General features: G+C 36.3%; 16 protein-coding genes. 14 read left to right on the forward strand and 2 right to left on the reverse strand.

Features of this window, described 5'->3' with window-relative positions; genetic code table 11:
- Position 1 precedes the first annotated feature (1 nt).
- From EZV73_RS22050 to EZV73_RS22065, 4 genes are all read left to right on the forward strand, one after another.
- A complete protein-coding gene (locus EZV73_RS22050) occupies positions 2–4,630 on the forward strand; it encodes an Ig-like domain-containing alpha-2-macroglobulin family protein (protein ID WP_240842607.1) in 4,629 nt (1,542 codons plus the stop codon).
- Complete coding sequence (gene amrB, locus EZV73_RS22055; protein WP_240842608.1) at positions 4,623–5,399, forward strand: AmmeMemoRadiSam system protein B; 777 nt, start codon at positions 4,623–4,625, stop codon at positions 5,397–5,399. Before EZV73_RS22050 ends, amrB begins: the two co-directional genes overlap by 8 nt.
- A gap of 84 nt (positions 5,400–5,483) precedes the next feature.
- Positions 5,484–6,230 carry a hypothetical protein gene (locus EZV73_RS22060; protein ID WP_240842609.1) on the forward strand — a complete coding sequence of 249 codons (747 nt, stop codon included), beginning with the start codon at positions 5,484–5,486 and terminating at the stop codon, positions 6,228–6,230.
- A gap of 8 nt (positions 6,231–6,238) precedes the next feature.
- Positions 6,239–6,766: a GNAT family N-acetyltransferase gene (locus tag EZV73_RS22065; protein WP_240842610.1), complete on the forward strand. Its 528-nt coding sequence runs from the start codon at positions 6,239–6,241 to the stop codon at positions 6,764–6,766.
- 52 nt (positions 6,767–6,818) lie between these two features.
- Here EZV73_RS22065 and EZV73_RS22070 read toward each other — a convergent pair whose 3' ends face one another.
- Positions 6,819–7,076, reverse strand: coding sequence for a hypothetical protein (locus EZV73_RS22070; RefSeq protein ID WP_240842611.1), 258 nt, complete (start codon positions 7,074–7,076; stop codon positions 6,819–6,821).
- A gap of 118 nt (positions 7,077–7,194) precedes the next feature.
- Positions 7,195–8,943, reverse strand: coding sequence for an NFACT family protein (locus tag EZV73_RS22075; protein ID WP_240842612.1), 1,749 nt, complete (start codon positions 8,941–8,943; stop codon positions 7,195–7,197).
- A 214-nt stretch (positions 8,944–9,157) separates the two neighbouring features.
- On the opposite strand from EZV73_RS22075, the gene EZV73_RS22080 reads away from it, so the two are divergent.
- From EZV73_RS22080 to EZV73_RS22125, 10 genes are read left to right on the forward strand one after another with little or no spacing between them, the layout of a single operon-like run.
- Positions 9,158–10,036, forward strand: a complete 879-nt coding sequence (locus EZV73_RS22080) for a YicC/YloC family endoribonuclease (RefSeq protein ID WP_240842613.1) — start codon at positions 9,158–9,160, stop codon at positions 10,034–10,036.
- Between the two features lie 9 nt (positions 10,037–10,045).
- Complete coding sequence (gene gmk, locus EZV73_RS22085) at positions 10,046–10,660, forward strand: guanylate kinase (RefSeq protein WP_240842614.1); 615 nt, start codon at positions 10,046–10,048, stop codon at positions 10,658–10,660.
- On the forward strand, positions 10,660–10,905 hold the full coding sequence (gene rpoZ / locus EZV73_RS22090) for a DNA-directed RNA polymerase subunit omega (protein ID WP_240842616.1): 246 nt from the start codon (positions 10,660–10,662) through the stop codon (positions 10,903–10,905). The genes gmk and rpoZ overlap by 1 nt, the downstream gene beginning before the upstream one ends.
- 49 nt (positions 10,906–10,954) lie before the next feature.
- On the forward strand, positions 10,955–12,136 hold the full coding sequence (gene coaBC, locus EZV73_RS22095; protein ID WP_240842617.1) for a bifunctional phosphopantothenoylcysteine decarboxylase/phosphopantothenate--cysteine ligase CoaBC: 1,182 nt from the start codon (positions 10,955–10,957) through the stop codon (positions 12,134–12,136).
- A 2-nt stretch (positions 12,137–12,138) separates the two neighbouring features.
- The gene (gene priA / locus EZV73_RS22100) at positions 12,139–14,547 is read left to right on the forward strand and encodes a primosomal protein N' (protein ID WP_240842618.1); all 2,409 of its coding nucleotides are present in this window, start codon (positions 12,139–12,141) and stop codon (positions 14,545–14,547) included.
- 8 nt (positions 14,548–14,555) lie between these two features.
- Positions 14,556–15,017 (forward strand): peptide deformylase, encoded by a 462-nt coding sequence (gene def / locus EZV73_RS22105; protein ID WP_240842620.1) that lies wholly within the window; start codon positions 14,556–14,558, stop codon positions 15,015–15,017.
- Entirely contained in the window at positions 15,017–15,943 is a 927-nt protein-coding gene (gene fmt / locus EZV73_RS22110) for a methionyl-tRNA formyltransferase (RefSeq protein ID WP_240842621.1), read from the forward strand. The genes def and fmt overlap by 1 nt, the downstream gene beginning before the upstream one ends.
- Positions 15,944–15,947: 4 nt before the next feature.
- Positions 15,948–16,649: a zinc metallopeptidase gene (locus EZV73_RS22115; protein WP_240842622.1), complete on the forward strand. Its 702-nt coding sequence runs from the start codon at positions 15,948–15,950 to the stop codon at positions 16,647–16,649.
- Between the two features lie 57 nt (positions 16,650–16,706).
- Positions 16,707–18,008: a 16S rRNA (cytosine(967)-C(5))-methyltransferase RsmB gene (rsmB, locus tag EZV73_RS22120; protein WP_240842623.1), complete on the forward strand. Its 1,302-nt coding sequence runs from the start codon at positions 16,707–16,709 to the stop codon at positions 18,006–18,008.
- A gap of 8 nt (positions 18,009–18,016) precedes the next feature.
- Positions 18,017–18,730, forward strand: coding sequence for a Stp1/IreP family PP2C-type Ser/Thr phosphatase (locus tag EZV73_RS22125; protein ID WP_240842624.1), 714 nt, complete (start codon positions 18,017–18,019; stop codon positions 18,728–18,730).
- Position 18,731: the final 1 nt, after the last annotated feature.

Consider the following 18,731-nt stretch of genomic DNA (forward strand, 5'->3'; position numbering starts at 1 on the left):
AATGAGAAAACTGATATCTGTAATTTTAGTCATAGGGGTTATATCGGCCGGTTTGTGGTATATCTTACGAGAGCCAGACAAGCCGATTGAAGAAGCGAATGAACCTGTAATAGTAGAAGAAGAGGATGTAAGCCTAGAGCCTATGACCATGTCTGTGGAGGCCCTTGATTCTGATGAATATGGTATACGTCAGGATACTGGCTTTAGACTCTTAACAAATCAAAGTCTTTCTGTTGAGGAACTGAAAAAAGAGATTAGCATTGAACCTCAAACAGATTTTGAAGTGGTTAAGGTCACTGATGAAGAGTATTTAATCAAGCCTAAAACAGAACTTTTGAAAAATAAGGTTTACGTTGTTTCTTATGTTGCCTTAGATTATGGTAAGGCTTTTCAAGTAGTGGACGATTTGAGATTAACAGAGAAGTATCCTGGCAATCAAGCTTATGATGTCCCAACAAGGACGTTGTTAGAGATGCATTTTAACTCTAAGAAGATAGAGGATTTTAAATCGCATTTTATGATTGAACCTGAGGTAGAAGGCTCATTTACTTTTGATGAAAACATTGTTACTTTTGTCCCTAAGAAACTAGAAGCTGGTAAAAACTATAAGGTCACCATTACGGCTGGTCTTTCTGATGGCGAAAGAACATTAACAGAAGATATCTCTTATTCATTTACAACTGGTTATGGAGATGATTTTTCAAGGAATACTTATTACTCGCTTACCAACGTACTGCCAAATGAAGCTGCTACGATTTCTGTGCTTGGCTACAATAACAGAGATCTTTATAATATGAAGATCTACCAAGTGGGTGATTATGAGTTATTTAAGCAGTCTTATGATGATTATTACAACAAGGCCAATCCTGATTTTGACTATGACCTTGTTTATGATGAAGATGCAAATACATCAACTTATCAATACAGAGATTACCTTGAAGTACCTGGTCTTGAAAAAGGTAGGTACATTGTAGAGTTAAGTGCCAATGGCTTTAAGCAGTATACTTTTTTACAAGTAAACAGCTTACAGGTTTACTACACAGCGACTGCTGAAGATGAACTTTTATGGATGATTGACCATGAAAACAAGAAGCCGCTTTCAGGCGTTGATGTTTATGATGACGGTCAATTAGTAGGCCAGTCAGATGATAATGGTACACTATTAGTGGATTATAAGTCTGATAGAGACTACACAGTAGTGTATGATGGCGAAACTTACCTGATTAACACCCACAAGAACAATTACTTTGAACCTTACTATTACTATGGCAACACCAATAGTGACTACTGGTCATTTATCTATAAAGACAGGTCGGCCTATTTACCAAATGATCAGGTTCATGTCTTTGGATTTGTTAGAGCTTTTGATGACTCAGATCTAGAAAATCTGACCTTAACGCTTGGCCATAATTGGCGCGAGGATGTCTTTATAGAAAAAGATGTAGTCTTGAGTCCTTACCAGACCATAAGTGAAACATTAGACTTAGGCGATTTGGAGTCTGGATATTATTCACTTCGCTTGAATGTAAACGGTCAAACCATAGAAAGTCAGGAACTTATAATCAATAAGTATGAAAAGCCTGAAGTTTACTTGGAAACTGCAATTGATAAAGAGGTGGTTTTTACTGGAGAGACGGTTAAACTGGATGTCCATGCCAAATACTTCAATGAACTGCCTTATGAAGGCATGAAAATTGGCATCTATAACGACGGAACCTACAAGGGTGAACAAGTGACAGACGACCAAGGTTATTATGGCGAAGAGATTAAAATGACTTCTAACCGAGCGTCTTGGTATCCAAGTATGATAGGTATAAATGTTGAAGCTAGAGGTATTGAAGATACCTATGTCAACTCAAGAAAGTTTGTAGAAGTTTTTCCTCGAGATATTATGATCTTAGGTGAGACTGAGGGCCTTGAAGATACATGCAGGGTTTCCTTTGATGTGTATACCATAGATTTAAGTGGTTATGATGGCAACTTCGGCGAAAATTATGAAAACATTAAAGGCCAGGCCATAGACGTTGATTACACAGTTAACATTGTTGATCGCTATACAGAAAAAACCTTTTTAGGCACCTTTATAAATCCTATACATAAGGTTTCTTACGACAAATATGATTACGAAAGAAAAAGTAAAAATCTTAATCCAATAGAGGCTAGTACATCGGAAGGTAAGGGTGTATTTGACTTTCCTGTTGAAGATGAACATTCTTACGAAATTACCATTCAAACAAGGGATACTCAGGGGAGAAAGACAACTTACCAACTCTATTATGGGACTTCATCTTATGATTATTTCTATTCAAGTGATGACTTTTATAGATTATCAAGCTTTGTAGACAAGAAATATGATATTGGTGATGATGTTTCTTATGAGGTTTTATTATCTGATGAGCCTATAGAAGCTTCTAACGATGACTATATGTTGGAGTTAAGACTGCGTGATGGCTTACTGGATTATAAGGTCCTTGATAAAGCAGCCAATACTTTTGAGTTCAAAGAAGATTATCGACCAAATATGTTGCTTAAAGTAGTTTACTATGATGGCCATGTATTTTCTATATTACCTAAATGGGACAGTCAGCTGATCCCTTATGATTATGAAACTCTAGAAGCTGATTTGACTTATGATTTAGAAAAAGTTGATTATAAACCAGGTGAGAAGGCTGAAGTTCTATTTAACGTTACATATGAAGGAAGGCCTTTTAATGGCATGCTCAATGTTTCTGTAGTGGATGAAGCTTACTTTGCCTTGTATGAAGATTATTTTGATTTGGATTCAGCCCTACATACCTATGTCTATACAGATGGTATATTGGCAGAAGGTTCTACACTTGAAACAGCAACAGAAACTGCTTTTGGTGCCGAAATGGGTGAAGGTGGCGATGGTGAATACCTTCGTGATGATTTTAAAGATACCGCCTTTTTTGAAGCGGTAGAAGTTATAAATGGCCAGGCTAGAGTAGAGTTTGAATTACCTGATAATCTGACTTCTTGGAGACTGACTTTACATGCTGTGAATGAAGACTTACAATACAAACAGTTGAAGGGCAACATCTACGTTAAATTACCTTTCTTTGTTAGATCTTTTATAAATGATGAATACCTTACAGGAGATGAACTGGCTCTGACAGCCTCTTGTGATGGAGATGATGTGACAGATGAAAGTGAGGTTTCTTATACCGGTCAACTCATAAGAGATGACGAGGTGACTGAAACAATGGTAGACGTCAGTGGTAAAGGTCGAATCTCTATACCGCTTGGTCCACTTGAAAAAGGAGACTATGAGACTGTTTTAGAAGGTAGGTTTGGTGGGCTTTACGATGGTATTAAGGAGTCTATCACTGTTAAAGATTATTATATTGAAGCGACACATAAAATCACTTCAACTTTAACAGAAACTTATGAAAAGAAATATGATCGTAAAACTAAGTTTTCAATATACAATAAGGCTGCAAGAGATTTTATGGACAGAGTTTATGATGCCACTTTTAGGTCGTCTTACAGACTAGAAGAAATCATCGGTTCGGAATATGCCTTAACTATATTGTCCAGATATTTTGATGTACTTAAAGAAGACACGATCCTTTCTAATTACCAAAACTACGATGGTGGTTTAAAACAACTACCGACAGGAGAATCATCTTTAGATACTTCTAGTTTGATTATGGCTACACGTATTGGACTTGACCACTTTAATGTGGATAACTTAGAAGGCTATTTGATGGCTAGACTTCGTTCAGGTGAACTTCTAGCTTTAGACCGCGCCAAGGTATTATGGGCCTTGGCTTCTAATGATAAACCTGTTCTGCTTGCTATCGACAAGTATTTAGAAGAAAGTGTTGAAATGGATAATGGTGAGAAACTCTATATTGCCATGGCCTTAGGCGAATTAGGTGATAAAACACGTGCCAAAGAATTAATGGATCAGGTATTGGATGCAGATTTACTTAATTTATCTGATGGACAGAAGCTACTCTGTGGTGTTTATGCTTTAAGGCTTGGACTGGATCATGAAGACTTTAACGAAACGTATACAGACAAGTTTGATTCTGATGACACGCTTGCTATAGAAAAGCTCTATTATATTGATAATTATGACATAACTTTTGATCAATCAGCTTTCAGCTACACGCTTAATGGTCAAGAAAAAAAGGTTGATCTTCCAGATGCAAAAGCTGTAATAATCGAGACTCAAGAAGGGGATGAGATTAGCTTTTCAGATGTATCAGATGATATTATTGTCGATGAATGGTTATCTCTATACGGCACAGATTATGCAGACTATAAAGATCAAACAGCTACTGTTTCTGTAATGGTAGACAGTCCAATCACACTAGGTGATAGGGTGAAGGTGACTTATAAATACAATAAACCATTTCGTGAATCTACTGTGATTTATTCAAGAGTGCCGGCAGGCTTTGAGTTTGTAGGTGGTCCTGCTTATGCAGACAATCAAGATTTAAGAATTTATGTGCCTTACGACCAGACCTCTGGTACAATTGACCTTTATTTCTCAGCAAACCAAGCTGGTAAATATCAGTTCGAACCTTCTATTATTCAAATGATGTATAAAGGACATATTTACTTTACAGATCCTCAAGTTTTAGAGGTTGGTTATGAATAGTCTTGGACCAATCATTTTGGTCCTGCTTTCTATGATTGGTTTTTCACCTGAAGACCATCAATATGTCTACAATGAGGCAACTTATGATTTGCTTTCCTCTGTAGAAGAAGAGAGTATTAAAGGCATGATTGTCCCACATCATACTGTTCCAATGGATATCATCGTGGACATGTATAAGAGGGCGCCTGATGTGAAACATATTCTTCTAATCAGTCCAGATCATTTTTTAGATGAAGACAGACATGTTACAACTTCTAAGCAGGATTGGTCTGGTGGATTTGGGAAAATACTCAATAACAAAGACTTGACTTCTAGTCTGCTGGCTTTGGACTTTGTTAAGGAAAATGACAGGGAAATTTTCATAGAACATGGACTTAATACCCATATTCCTTTGATTGCCAAATACTTTCCTGAAGCAGATCTGAGTAATTTGATGATTTCTAAGAATACAGATTATCATGAACTGAATGAACTTTTGGATGCACTACCAGATGATCTGTTTATTATAGCATCTGTTGATTTTTCTCATTATTTGACCTATAAAGAAGCATGTGAAAATGATGAGAAAACACTTGAGATGATGGAAAAGAAAAATTACGATGAATTTTTTGTTAAAAGTGATGCTTACTTTGATTCACCAATGTGTTTGTATGTGATTTTTAAGTATTATGAAGACTTTGCCATGGAGGTGTTTGAGAACAAAAATGCTGCAGATTATCTAGGTTCTTACTACAATACAACCTCATATTTTACCATAGGATTTAAATAGACAACACTTTTGTTGTCTTTTTCTATACCTAATTATCATGTATAATAAGAGTGTAGAAGGAAGTCGTTATTATTGGAGGTTTATATGAAAAAATTAGTGATTGGACTTCTCTTACTGTCACTTACAGGTTGTCAGTCTGGTGAACTTGAAGCTTTACAAAAGGAAAGAGATCAGCTTTTGGGTGAAGTAGAAATGCTTAAGGAAAATCGACTTGATTTAATGGATCAAATAAAGACCATCTCTGAAGAGAAAATGGTCTACTATAATGATAATGAAACACTAAAAGCGGACTTGGAAGCTTGTGAAGACGAAAAGCAAGCCTCAATACTAGAAAAGGATGCTTTAGAAAAGAGTTTAGAAGATATATCTACAAACGCCTTTGAAGCACAGTATAATTTTGATGTTCAGGTGATGCAGACCTTTGATGGTCAGGTGAGGTTTATGTTTGAACCATCGGCTATACCTCATGCCCAGCTCTATATTTTATTAGGTGACAAGCCTGAATTGAATAATTTGACTGATGCAAACAATGAAACCATAACATTTGGTGACAATGAGTATGAAGTTGTTTCCTTTCAAGTAGAAGGCAGTGTTTATAGTTTTAAATGGTCTAACATCGAGTGGAATGAATCTTTTACAGAGTATGAAATAGCAGAAACAATCAAGGCTGTAGACGAAGTTAATAATCAACGCATCAACATCCATACAGTTTTACCTGAAGGTCTACCTAGTCAAGTGGTGGAGTGGAAAAACTCTAAAGGCCAAGTTTTTAGTGTTTTACTAGGTTACGATGGCGTTGGTTTTGAAGGTACTATTATAGAATGTGAATAGGAGAAGATATGTATACAGGAGAAAAGATAAGGCTTAGAGCCTATACAACAGGTGACATAGAACAAGCACAGGCTTATGTGAACGATCCAGAAGTAAAGCACTATTTAACACCAACAGTCCCTTTTCCTTTGACTTACTCGGACGAAAAGAAGTTCATCGAAGGTATGTCGGCTTTTAAAGATGCCTACTCATTTGCCATAGATACTTTAGAAGGTAAGTATATTGGAGGCTGTGGTCTTAATAAAGTAGACTGGAAGAACAGAACGTGTGTAGTTGGTATCTTTATTGGTGATAAGTCCTATTGGGGCAAAGGCTATGGTACTGATGCCATGAAGGTTTTAATTAATTTTATTTTTGATGAAATGAACTTAAATAGGATTGAGTTGAATGTTTATTCTTTCAATGAAAGAGCCATTAAATCTTATGAAAAGTGTGGCTTTGTAAAAGAAGGGGTCTTACGACAAGCCCTTTATAAAGCAGGTGCTTATCATGATGAAGTCATCATGTCGATTTTAAAAGATGAATATGTTCTCTAAAAAATTCTGTTCCAATAGTTAAGGAATCGCTCAAGCGATTCCTTAGTCATTTTTACAAGTACTTAAAGTAATTCTTTGCTTTGATGTCCCAGTCAGCTGATGAGGTTTGTGGTAAAGGTGAGCCATTTGGCATCATGTTTTTAGGCACAATTTCTCTACCATACTTTGTACTGAGTTTTTTTCTAACACAGGCCTCCATACGGCTGCCCTTGCAGTACATATTCACAAAACCTCTAGCGGCTGTTGACTTGCTGTATGCATCACAACACTGGACAAAAGAACAGTTATTTAGTTTTTCGCACTCTCTCATAGAATCTCCTCCTTGCTCAATAAGGTATTACCCTAAGAGTTTGATTATAAACGGCATATGCTAATTAAATGGTCTTTTTTATGCATGTGTAAAGTTTCATTATACAAAAAAGAATGCACTAGGCATTCTTTAAAAGTTTCTTGACTTCATCTTCTATTGGTGTTGTGTATAAGGTTGAATTAGTGTGGAATATAACCATACCAGGTTTGGCACCATTTGGTTTCTTTAAGTGTCTAACTTCTGTATAATCAACAGGCACCTGTGAAGATGATTGCCCCTTTGAATGGTAAGCTGCAATCATTGCTGCTTCTCTTAAAGTGGTCTCTGGGATTTCTCTTCCGTCTGCTTTGATGATAACATGTGAGCCTGGTATATCTTTTGTATGAAGCCACATGTCAGACTTGCTTGCAAACTTCATTGAAAGATAATCGTTTTGCAGATTGTTTTTTCCTACATATATTTCGTAACCATCAGATGACTGATAGTGGTAAGGTCTGCTCTTAATGGCCTTTTTCTTTTTCTGACCCTGCTTTTTCTTTAAATAACCTGTTTGGATCAGCTCTTCTTTGATTTCTTCAAAGTTATCTTGATCTGGAGATACCTCTAGGTTGTGAAGGACTTGGTTTAGGTAAAGAATTTCATGTTCTGTAATTTCCATCTGCTCTAAGACTTTGACTTGTGCAGTCTTTAACTTGTTGTATCTCTTAAAGAAGTTTTGAGCATTTTCTGAAGGCGTCTGCCTGATATCAAGTGAAATGGTAATAGGCACATTGTTGTCATAGAAGTTTTCTAATGTAACCTTATTCATGCCTTTTTCAATTCTATAGATATTTGCAAGGATCAGTTCACCCTTAATTTTGTAGTTGTCTGCTTTTTCTGCAAAGAGAAGATCTTCTTCTAAGTTTTGCATTTTCTTTTTTTGTCTATCTATCTTGTTTTGTATAGACTTTCTAAGATCGTGAGACCTTTGAAGCAGTTTGTTGACTGTGTTTTTATTTGCATAGTACTCATTGACGATCTCCACAACTGAATCAAATCTTTTTACCCTGAATTCATCTGAATGATAAGGCGACAGGTCCACAATGGTTAAATCTTTAAGTGCGTCGTTTTGTAGATAGACGACTTGGTAATAGTCATGCTTACTATTAAAGAAGTCCAAAAATACCTGGGTTAACTTTTCTTTCTGAGGATCGCTCAGTTGATCCTGATGAATAGAGAAGTCTATTTCTGCTCTTAAACACATTTCCTTTGAAATAATAGGACTGATACCTTGATAGGTCATATAGATGTGTTTAAAGACTGGTCTGGATTCGTTTTCGAAGCTTTTCATAAATCCATCATGATTTTCTGTCCTAGGATCCTTTTTCTCATTTGGTGGAAAGAGATAGGTGATGCCAGGAAAGAGCTGTCTATACCTGTTAACGCCAAGGGCTATTCTTTTGATACAGTCGATGATTTTATAGTCATCATCAACTAGTGTGATGTTAGAATGTTTGCCCATGATCTCGAAAATAAGATGTTTGATGGTTAAATCACCAAGTTCGGTTCTTGATTCTACAGTTAATATAATAACTCTTTCAAGTTCGAGTTGTTTAAAATCGATTATTTTACCGCCAGCCAAATGTTTTCTAAGTAGCATACAAAACATAGGTGCTTGGGTCGGGTTTTCTTTTTTTAGTTCAGTCAGACCAAAATAAGGCAAGTTACTGTCTGCTGATAAAAGCAATTTATAGTTTTTTCTGTTGTGTCTGATGTGTAATACAATTTCGTCATTTTCTGGTTGATGAATCTTGTCAATGCGGTTATTTACAATGATGTCCTTGATTTCATCTGTTAGAGCATTTATCGTAATTCCATCGAATGGCATTAGATCGCCCCCTTTCTATAGGGTAGTATAGCAGACTTTTCTAATCTTGACGAGTTTATTTGAGGTGTAACATGAAATTAATATTAGAATGCCTATAGTCAAGAGGGTGTAAGTATAGTATAATGAGTGGTGGTGTTTTTGAATAAATTAGGTATGAAAAACATATGATAAGTGTTATAATAATAAATAGTATATAAACCGTATAGGAGGTTTCATGGTAAACAGTATGACGGGTTATGGTCGTTCAGAACAGGAGATGGGTTTACAGAAAGTACTCATCGAAATGAAGGCCGTTAATCATAGATATTGCGACATTGTTTTAAAGATTCCTAAGAAGATGGCAATGTTCGAAGACCGCATCAAGAAATTGGTGAAGAGTCATGTGAAAAGAGGCCGTGTAGAAATCTACATGTCTTTTGAAGAAGAAAAGGGTGAAGACTTTACAGTTAAACCTAATTACGCTGTTTTAGACCAATACAAGGCAGCTTTAGATGAGATGAAAGATCGTTATGGTATTACTAGAGACTTTGATCTGAATCTATTAACAAGATTCCAAGATGTTTTTTCAGTTGAATATAAAGAAATTGATGAAGAAAAGGTTTGGGCTTTAATTGAATCTGCTGCAAAGGATGCATTGGATTCACTTACTCAAATGAGACAAGTTGAAGGTCAGAAATTATTAGATGATATTCAAGGTCGTATTCAAACCATCAAGGCAATCATTGTTGAGCTTGAAAAAAGAGCACCTGAAATCGTGGTTATTCATAAAGAAAAAATGAGAGAAAGAATCAGTGAGTTATTAGGCGAAATCGAGTTAGACGAAGCCAAACTTGCTCAGGAAGTTGCTTATTTTTCTGATAAAACCAATATTACAGAAGAACTTGTACGTTTAGACAGTCACTTAGATCAATTGGCTGGCATATTTAATGAAGACCAATCTATTGGTAGAAAATTAGACTTCTTGTTACAAGAGATCAACAGAGAGATCAACACGATCGGTTCAAAGTCACCAGATGTAGACATTTCTAATCATGTTATTGAATTAAAGAGTGAATTTGAGAAAATCAGAGAACAGATTCAAAATATAGAATAGGAGTGCTGTGTGAATAAAAAGGGTTTATTAATTGTTGTTTCTGGACCGTCAGGTGCTGGAAAGGGTACAATTTGTAAAGAAGTATTATCTAGAAGAAATGATATTTTCGTTTCTACCTCAGCAACAACGAGAGAACCACGTGATGGTGAAGTTCATGGCGTCAATTATTTCTTTGTTTCTAGAGAAGAGTTTGAAAAGAAAATTGAAGAAGAGGCATTTATTGAGTATGCTGAGGTTTATACAAACCTTTACGGCACACCAAAGGATACTGTATTAGAAAAGTTAAATAAGGGTGAAAACATACTCTTAGAAATAGATATTCAAGGGGCACTTCAAGTTAAAAAGCGCTATCCAGAAGGTGTATTTATTTTCATTTTACCTCCATCAATGGAGGAACTGAAAAATAGAATCATCGGTAGAGGTTCTGAGACACCTGAAAGTTTAGAAAGAAGATTTTCTAGTGCTTTTGAAGAAATTGAATTTGTAAATCAATATGATTATTACATTATAAATGATCAAGTAAAAAAAGCATCGGACTTAATGGAAGCCATTATTGATGCTGAGAGATGCAAGGTAATCGAAGATATTGAAGACATTGTAAAGATGTTTAAGGAGGAAGGTTAATGTTATATCCACCAGTTAATGAATTAGTAAAAAAAGCAGGTACGCGTTATGGTTTAATCATCGCTGCTGCAAAAAGAGCTAGAGAGATCATTGAAACAGATGATGAAGTCATCAGTGTTGACTCTTCAGTTGCTGTTACACAAGCAATCAATGAAATCTATGACGGCACAATCGTGACTAGAGAATTATCAGAGGATGAGTACGAAGACGAAAACCAAGAAGTAATCGTATTAGACCACGAATAAAAAAGTGAGTATACTCTTCGGGTATACTCTTTTTAGTAAGGAGAATAACATGTTAAATGGAAAACACATTGTTATAGGTGTTACAGGCGGTATTGCTGTCTATAAAGTTGTGGATGTTGTAAGCAGATTAAAAAAGCTTGGTGCAGATATTACAGTCATTATGACCAAACATGCGACTGAGTTTGTAACGCCACTAACTTTTAGATCACTTTCTTTAAACTACGTTGTTGTAGATATGTTTGAAGAGCCAAAAACATGGAATGTTGAACATATCTCTATCGCTCAAAGAGCGGATTTATTTTTGATGGCACCAGCAACTGCCAACATCATGGGTAAAATGGTTTCTGGTATTGCTGATGATATGGTATCAACGGTTGTTATGGCAACTAAAGCGCCAGTATTTATAGCACCTGCTATGAACACAGGTATGTACACAAATCCTGTGGTACAAAGAAATATGGCGGATCTTAAATCGCTTGGCTATCACTTTATTGATCCAGATTCTGGTCGTTTAGCCTGTGGTGATATCGGCATGGGTAAGTTGGCTTCTCCAGAAAGAATTGTTGAAACCATCTCAAATTTCTTGGTAAAAAAGGACTTTGAGGGCAAGAAGATTTTAATTACAGCAGGACCGACTCAGGAAGCTTTGGATCCTGTAAGATACATTACCAACCATTCCTCTGGCAAAATGGGTTATGCCATTGCTGAAGCTGCTAGAGACAGAGGGGCTGATGTAACATTGATTTCAGGTCGTGTGAATTTAGATCGACCTGCAGGTATAGAAATTGTTGATATTGTTTCTACCGAGGATATGTATCAAGCCGTTATGGATAAGATGGATGATATGGATATCATCATTAAGGCTGCTGCACCAGCAGATTATACGCCTGCATCTTACTCAGATCAGAAGATGAAAAAGTCTGATGAGGATATGAGTATTCCTTTAGAAAGAACAAAAGACATTGCTTATGAAATCAGCAAGAAAAAGACCCATCAAAAGGTGGTTGGTTTTGCTGCTGAATCTGAAAATGTCATTGAAAATGCAAAGAAGAAAATTAAGAAAAAAGACTTTGACTTTATTGTATCTAACAACATTAAACAAGCGGGTGCTGGTTTTAAGTCAGATACAAATATCGTGTCTATTATTGATTCAGATGGACAAGTAAAGCATTACGATATGCTTAAAAAGAGAGAGATTGCAGATATTATATTAGACAAGCTAATGGAGTAGATATGTACGCAAAAGTGATCTTAACCAAACATGCAAAAGCCATTGATATGGCTTTTACATACAAGGTTCCAGAACAACTTTATAACAAGCTGATTGTAGGCCAGAAGGTTATTGTTCCCTTTGGACAAGGGGATAACTTAACAGAGGCCTTTGTTGTTGAGATTACAAATGAGACAGAGTTCGATAAATTAAAGGATATCCATCAAATTGTTTATGGCTTTTACTTAACAGAAAGTCAGGTGGCTCTTATTGAATGGATGAAAGAAACCTACCTATGTACTTACAGTGAAGCTCTAAACGCCATGGTGCCTTCTAAAACCAAGTTGAAAAAGATTGTTACCTATACTTGGGTTGGAGATGAGCTTAAGGGATATGAAGATATTCATAAATTAATGGCACACCCTTTAAATGAATCGGATATCTTTAAATACAAGCTTCAAAATAGGGTAAAGACCCTGATAAAAAAGGGCTTTGTAAAGAAGCATGAACTCTTTAAATATGATATGAAGACCCAGTACAAGCAGGTTGTCTTTTCAAATCCTCATATGACATATGAACAAGCGGCACAAAAGCTTTCAAAGCGCGCACACAAGCAGTTAGAAGTCCTTCAGTTTATCTATGAAGTTGGTCAGTGTGACGCCAGTCTCTTAAACAAAGAAATCAATTGCAACATGACCATTTTAAAGAAATTGGCATCTTTGGATGTGATTTTACTAGTCAGTCAGGAGAAATTCAGAAAGCCTGATATTTTAAACCATGAACATGAGATTAGAAAACATCCTTTAACACAAGACCAGCAGGTGGTTTATGAAGCTGTTTTAAAAGGCCTACATACCAATCAGAAGTATCTATTACATGGTGTTACAGGTTCTGGTAAAACTGAGGTCTACTTGACCTTGGCAGAAGAAATAATCTCCAGGGGACAGCAGGTGATTATCTTGGTGCCTGAAATTGCCTTAACACCGCAAATGGTGACGAAGTTTGTAAAAAGGTTTGGTTCTGCCATAGCCATTATGCATTCAAAGGTCTCGCCTGGTGAAAGATATGACCAGTACAGGTCCATTCAGGAAGGGCTTGTTAACATTGTTATTGGAGCAAGATCAGCCATATTTGCCCCATGTCCAAACCTTGGTCTTGTTATTTTAGATGAAGAACATGAAACAACGTATAAGTCTGATTCTAATCCTAAATACCATACAAGCGAAGTGGCAGAATATCTATCTGATAGACTTCATTTTCCTGTCATGCTTGCTTCGGCAACACCTAGACTGTCTACTTATCAGAAGATTGGTGAAAAGTATGAGCTTTTAGAACTACTAGGTCGATACAACAAGCAACCTCTGCCGCCGGTTCATTTGGTGGATATGAGAGAAGAGCTTATAGCTGGTAATAAGTCCATGTTTTCAGAACTTCTCATTGAAAAAATTGAGGACAGACTTGAAAAAAATGAGCAAGTCATTCTCTTTTACAATAGAAAGGGTTTTTCTACCTTTGTATCATGTCGGTCTTGTGGCTATGCCTTAAAATGTCCTAGGTGTGATATTGCCCTGACTTACCATCACAGGGATAATTCAGCCAAGTGTTCTTACTGTGATTATCAGATCAAAGTACCTAAAAATTGTCCTGAATGTGATAGTAAATATTTTAAGTATTTTGGTGCAGGCACTGAAAAGGTGGAACTCATGTTGCATGAACTGTTTCCTACAGCGCGAATAGGCCGTTTGGATGCAGAAAACACACGTTTGAAGGGTTCGCTAGAAGCTTTGATTGAGCAAGTGGAGAATCATGAAATAGATATTTTGATAGGGACTCAAATGGTCACCAAAGGTCTCGACTTTAAAAATGTTACCTTAGTAGGTACCTTATCTGCTGATATGACTTTAAATTTGCCGGATTACAGGGCGCCTGAGAAAACCTTCCAACTTCTGACTCAAGTGGCAGGTCGTGCGGGTCGAGGTCATAAACATGGTGAAGTTGTGGTTCAGACATATGTACCTGATCACTATGCCATAGCAGCTTCAGTCAACCACGATTATTATGCCTTTTACGACGAGGAAATGAAAATCAGGGAATTTTATCATTATCCGCCTCATACATCTCTTGTGAATTTGATTTTGTCGGGGGAAAATGAAAAGAATGTCATTGATTCTGCTATGAATTTAAGTCAGGAGCTGACGCGTTTTCTACATAAGCGCATTGATCCTGAACATATAGAAATACTGGGTCCTAATCCAGCATTATTTCAGAAGTTAAACAACAAATATAGATGGCAAATTATCTTAAAGTTTGATAAAATGAATATGGTTCTTGTGCGAAATATATTACACTATGTGTGTATCCAGCATAAAGATAAGGTCGTTCGTCATGATGTTTATATTAATATTAATATAAATCCCATGTCTTTATTATAGGAGGTCTTATGGCTTTACGTGAGATAAGAGTGGATTCAGATCCAGTACTTAGAAAAAAATCAAGAGTTGTTGATGAAATCAACGACAGAATTAAAATCCTTGTAGAGGATATGATAGAAACAATGTATGCGGCTGATGGTGTTGGTCTTGCTGCACCACAGGTAGGTATTCTTAAGAGAATCTGTGTGATTGACATTTATGATGAAACTGGTGTTAAGGTTTTAATCAACCCAGAAATCATTGAGCAAAAGGGTAATTACTTAGATGCAGAAGGTTGCTTAAGTATTCCTGGTGAATCAGGTTACGTTGAAAGACCGGAGTATACCAAGGTAAAGGCTTTAAACTTAGAAGGTGAAGAGTATATCTTAGAAGGTGAAGGCTTATTGTCTAGAGCCATTTGTCATGAACTAGATCACTTAGATGGCGTTTTGTTTACGGACAAAGTTGTAGAAGTAGAGGAAGAAGCTTAATGAAGATTGTTTTTATGGGTACACCAGAATTTGCTGTACCCTGTTTAGATATTTTAGATAAAAATTTTGAAGTACAGGCTGTGTTCACACAACCAGACAGACCAAAGGGTCGTGGTAAGAAAATGGCTATGAGTGCTGTAAAAGAAAGAGCGCTTGAAAGTCAAATTCCAGTTTACCAACCAGAAAAGATTAAAAAGAGTGAAGATATCCAGGTTTTAAAGGACTTATCACCTGATGTGATTGTTGTTGTTGCCTATGGCCAACTATTAAGTCAGGAGATACTTGATATACCAAAGTTTGGTTGTATCAATGTCCATGCATCTTTACTCCCTAGACTGCGTGGTGCAGCACCTTTAAACTTTGCCATTGTAAATGGTGAAAAAGTATCTGGTGTTACAACTCAGTATATGGTTAGAAAACTAGATGAAGGTGATATGATTGATAAGATTGAAGTAGAGATCACTGAGGATATGACGGCTGGTGAACTCCATGATATTTTATCACTTAAGGGTGGCGATTTGATCATGAAGACAGTTTCAGACATTGAAGCGGGTCATATTCATAGGACGCCTCAAGATCATGAACTTTCTACTTACGCGCCTAAGATGGACAAGGAAATGGCTGTGATAAACTGGTCTAAACCAGCTCAAGAAATCCATAACCTGATCCGTGGTTTTAACCCATGGCCCATTGCCACTACTAAGTATCTAGGTGGTAAGGTTAAGGTCTTTAAGTCAAGTGTCCTTGATGAAGAAGCCTCTTCGCCTGGTAAGATCATCAGAGTATCATCTGACGGTCTTGTAGTTGATTGTCTGGATAAAAGATTGTTGATTAAGGAAATTCAGATGCCGAATAAAAAACGTATGACAGTAGCGGCTTATATCTTGGGCAACTCGTTTGAAATCGGTACAAGACTAGGAGAGTGATAATATGTATTTAGGTATGGGTTCATTTTCGTATATATGGTTGATCATTCCTGTATTGATCTTATCTATGTATGCTCAATCTAAAGTAAACAGTAACTATACCAAGTTTTCAAAAATAAGAAACACTTCAGGCAAAACAGGTGCTGAAGTAGCTAGAGAAATATTGATGAGAAATGGTCTTTCTCATGTACAGGTTATTAGGGGTCAAAGAAAGCTTTCTGACCACTACAGTCCAAGAACTGAAACAGTAAGTTTATCGCCAGAAGTTTATGATAAGCCATCAATTTCTGCAGCGTCTATAGCAGCTCATGAATGTGGTCATGCTGTTCAACATGCAACAGCTTATGGTCCTTTAAATATCAGATCTCAAATTGCACCAGTGGTACAGTTTGCATCTGGAGCAGCATCAATGCTTACGTTTTTAGGTATAGTACTTGCCTATAGAGGCAATATTACTATTTTAAATATTGCTATTTTAGCTTATGTAATAGTAACACTTTTCCATGTCATTACTTTGCCGGTAGAGTTTAATGCCTCTTCAAGAGCCATGACCATGCTGGCAGATTACAATATGATCAGTGAAGAAGATATGGAAGGGACCAAGAAGGTTTTAAATGCAGCAGCTTTAACTTATGTTGCAGCTATGCTGGCTTCATTAATGACCTTGGTAAGACTCTTGTTGATTAGGGGTTCAAGTAGAGATTAATAGGTGAGATAAAAGGTAGAGCTTTCTACCTTTTTGTACGTATAGAAATGGGGTAGTATGAAAGTAAATTCACGTAAAGTTGTGTTGGAAATACTTAATGAAATGGATGAAGATAAGTTTTCAAACCTCTTAATTGGGGAAATGCAGCTTAGAGATGATATAGATACAAGAGATAAGGGCTTTATCAGTAAAATTGTTTACGGTGTCATTGAGCAAAAGATGTATTTGGACTATGTAATTAGAAAATTTACAAGCATCAGACTAAAAAAGATTGATCCTTCTATCTTAAATATACTAAGAATGAGTGCTTATCAGATCATGTTTTTAGATAAGGTGCCAAATCCAGCTGTGGTTGATGAAGCAGTTAAGCTTACAAAAAAGGTCAACAGACGTCACTCGGGATTTGTAAACGGGGTATTGAGATCTTTAATCAGAGGCTATGAAAAGGTAGACCTTCCAAGTGATTCTATTGAAAAACTTTCAATAAAATACTCTCATCCAGAATGGCTTGTTAAAAGATGGGTATCACTTTATGGAGAGTCTTTTACTGAAGATTTGCTTTCTAGCAACAATGAAACACCTAATCTAGTTATAAGAACCAATACTTTATTAATAAATCGTGAAGATTTAATGACAAAACTAGAATTAGATGGTCTTGAAGCTGTTAAAAGTGATATAGTAGAAGAAGGAATTATTTTGAAGACTTTGGGGTCTGAATCCATTGACCAGATGACGCTTTTTAAAGAAGGTTATTTTACCGTTCAAGATGAATCATCTATGATGGTTGGTCATGTCCTAGACCCAAAAGAAAAATCACATGTGCTTGACTTATGTTCTGCACCAGGTGGAAAGGCGACACATATTGCCCAGTTGATGAAAAATACAGGTCAGGTGTATGCTTGTGATATATCTAAAAAGAAACTTGATTTGGTTAAAGAGAATGTAAAAAGGTTAAAACTTAACAATGTCCGTATGATTGAAAATGACGGTAGAGTTTTAAACGAATCATTTGTTGATAAGTTTGATTATGTCTTATTGGATGCACCGTGTTCAGGCTTAGGCATCATCAGAAGAAAACCAGACATCAAGTATCAAAAGTCAGAAGAAACAATTTCAGAGCTCAATAAGATTCAGAGAGAAATGCTAGAAAATGCTGCGAGGTATTTAAAAGAGGGGGGCGTGTTGGTTTATTCTACATGTACCATAGAGCCGAGTGAAAACGGCTTGATGATGGATGACTTCTTAAAATCTCATCCAGAGTTTGAACGTGTACAAATAAACGACACAGATGATTTGCAGATGTATCCTAATGTCGATGAAACAGATGGTTTTTACATGTGTAAGTTGAGAAGAAAATAGAGGTGTTTATGCTGAGGGTTGCTTACTGTACAGATGTAGGTAAAAAAAGAACCAATAATCAAGATGCACTTTTGGTGTCATTAGACTTGAACCTGTTTGCCGTTGCAGATGGGATGGGTGGTCATTTGGCAGGAGAAGTTGCAAGTCAAACGACAGTTGATTTATTAGAAAAGTATTTTTTGAACTTATCTGATACACTGCCACAGATATGGGTTGAGGAAAGTATAAAAGAAGCCAATAAAAGAGTTTATCTTAAGTCTTTGGAAGAGGAATCTTACAGGGGCATGGGGACAACTTGTTCTATGGTCTACTTCAAAGACGATATGCTTCATATCGGTCATGTTGGAGATTCTAGAATCTATTTTATTGATGAAGATATCAAACAGGTATCGAGAGATCACACCCTTGTGGACAATCTTTTAAAAGCAGGAGAAATCACAAAAGCAGAAGCAGACAATCATCCTAAACGTCATGTTATTACTAGGGCCATTGGGACGGATGCAACTGTTGATGTAGATTATGATAAGTATGATTATAAAGGTTTAAATAAGATTTTAATATGTTCTGATGGTTTATCAGAAATGGTAAAAGATCAAGAAATTTTAAGTATTGTTAATACTCATGATATTGAGAGCGCCGTTACAGAACTTGTAAAACAAGCCAATGACAATGGGGGAACAGACAATATATCTGTTATCCTAATTGCGCTTAATGAGTATTAGA

The sequence above is a fragment of the Acidaminobacter sp. JC074 genome, from assembly GCF_022496765.1.
In the GTDB taxonomy this organism is placed as follows: domain Bacteria; phylum Bacillota; class Clostridia; order Peptostreptococcales; family Acidaminobacteraceae; genus JABXKX01.

Bases quoted from the DNA above. Each gene is read 5' to 3' on its own strand.
- EZV73_RS22065 (WP_240842610.1), top strand. From the start codon at position 6,239: ATGTATACAGGAGAAAAGATAAGGCTTAGAGCCTATACAACAGGTGAC.
- EZV73_RS22080 (WP_240842613.1), top strand. From the start codon at position 9,158: ATGGTAAACAGTATGACGGGTTATGGTCGTTCAGAACAGGAGATGGGT.
- coaBC (WP_240842617.1), top strand. From the start codon at position 10,955: ATGTTAAATGGAAAACACATTGTTATAGGTGTTACAGGCGGTATTGCT.
- EZV73_RS22060 (WP_240842609.1), top strand. From the start codon at position 5,484: ATGAAAAAATTAGTGATTGGACTTCTCTTACTGTCACTTACAGGTTGT.
- fmt (WP_240842621.1), top strand. From the start codon at position 15,017: ATGAAGATTGTTTTTATGGGTACACCAGAATTTGCTGTACCCTGTTTA.
- rpoZ (WP_240842616.1), top strand. From the start codon at position 10,660: ATGTTATATCCACCAGTTAATGAATTAGTAAAAAAAGCAGGTACGCGT.
- EZV73_RS22125 (WP_240842624.1), top strand. From the start codon at position 18,017: ATGCTGAGGGTTGCTTACTGTACAGATGTAGGTAAAAAAAGAACCAAT.
- EZV73_RS22050 (WP_240842607.1), top strand. From the start codon at position 2: ATGAGAAAACTGATATCTGTAATTTTAGTCATAGGGGTTATATCGGCC.
- amrB (WP_240842608.1), top strand. From the start codon at position 4,623: ATGAATAGTCTTGGACCAATCATTTTGGTCCTGCTTTCTATGATTGGT.
- def (WP_240842620.1), top strand. From the start codon at position 14,556: ATGGCTTTACGTGAGATAAGAGTGGATTCAGATCCAGTACTTAGAAAA.
- rsmB (WP_240842623.1), top strand. From the start codon at position 16,707: ATGAAAGTAAATTCACGTAAAGTTGTGTTGGAAATACTTAATGAAATG.
- EZV73_RS22115 (WP_240842622.1), top strand. From the start codon at position 15,948: ATGTATTTAGGTATGGGTTCATTTTCGTATATATGGTTGATCATTCCT.
- priA (WP_240842618.1), top strand. From the start codon at position 12,139: ATGTACGCAAAAGTGATCTTAACCAAACATGCAAAAGCCATTGATATG.
- EZV73_RS22075 (WP_240842612.1), bottom strand. From the start codon at position 8,943: ATGCCATTCGATGGAATTACGATAAATGCTCTAACAGATGAAATCAAG.
- EZV73_RS22070 (WP_240842611.1), bottom strand. From the start codon at position 7,076: ATGAGAGAGTGCGAAAAACTAAATAACTGTTCTTTTGTCCAGTGTTGT.